Source organism: Bacteroides sp. ET336 (assembly GCF_024733815.1).
Lineage (GTDB): Bacteria > Bacteroidota > Bacteroidia > Bacteroidales > Bacteroidaceae > Phocaeicola > Phocaeicola cellulolyticus.
This window is the reverse complement of record NZ_JANRHK010000044.1, coordinates 1-1124: the sequence shown is the minus strand read 5'-3', so window position 1 is coordinate 1124 and position 1124 is coordinate 1. Positions and strand designations below refer to the sequence as shown.

Here is a 1124-nt window from a genome sequence, read left to right as displayed (position 1 = left end):
GACAAGGATGACTTTGACGGTACTCCCACTGCTCCGACAACTGAAGTTCCACAGTCAGACTCTGCCGCATCATGCGACACGCAGGATACTCCGGCCACTCCTCTTCCCAAGGAAAGACCGTATAGAAAAGGAATGAGATACAACAAGGATTGTGTAGGCACTCCGATAATACACAAGTCCGATTATACAATGCTTCCTAAGGGTTCTGTAGTGATATCATCAAGCTACCGCAAGATTAGAAACATCGTCAGCTATATTGAGGAACATCATTTTGAGGTGCTCAAGGTGAAGCATGCCGACGGCAGGATTGAAAGCATGTTCCTTCCAATGAAGGATGACGTCCGGGCAAGCCTTTATGACGAGATAGTACCGGGTACAAGCATTACGGCAAACATGCTCTCGTATCTGATGTTTAACCGCTTCCAGATGTCAACACCGGCATACAGGGAAGCTAAAAACCGTCTGTCGGATATGGACTGGAACACTTCTGTCCAGAACCTTCTGAACTGGGCCGACAAAGGTGCCATGCAGCTGAACAAGCTGATACCTGCCCTCAAGAAGATTGCCCTTCAGGACGGTGCCAACGTGAATGTGGACGAGACATGGCTCCGCTATCACGCCTACAATAAGAAACGAAAGACCTATATGTGGTGTCTGGTAAACAGAAAGGCCCGTATAGTCATCTTCTTTTATGAGGATACAACGGATGATGAAGGTGTACAGAAACATGGAGGCAGGAACAGAAACGTGTTGAAGGAGTTCCTTGGTGATGCAAAAATCAAATCACTGCAGAGCGACGGCTACAACGTATATATGTATCTTGACAATGAACTTATCGATGTTGAGCATTTGTGTTGTCTGGCCCACGCAAGGGCTAAGTTCAAGTATGCCTATGACCAGGGAAGCCTGCAGGCAAGAATCTTCCTTGAGCTGATAGCAAAATTATACGGAATGGAAGAAACTTACCGCCGGGAAAAACTCACAGCAGACGAGATTTACCGCAGAAGGAACTGTAAGGAAACGACAGAAATCATCGATAAGATAAGGACGGAACTTTATGATTTGCTGGCAAATCCGGATGAGAGTCGAAGCGAGCTTATGGGCAAGGCCCTTAACTATCTGAA

The 1124-nt window shown here is 46.6% G+C and carries 1 protein-coding gene; it reads left to right on the top strand.

Going from position 1 to position 1124, the window contains the following annotated elements; all coding sequences use genetic code 11:
• A partial coding sequence (locus NW213_RS16715; RefSeq protein WP_258323471.1) for an IS66 family transposase occupies nucleotides 1–1124 on the top strand: 1124 nt, incomplete at both ends.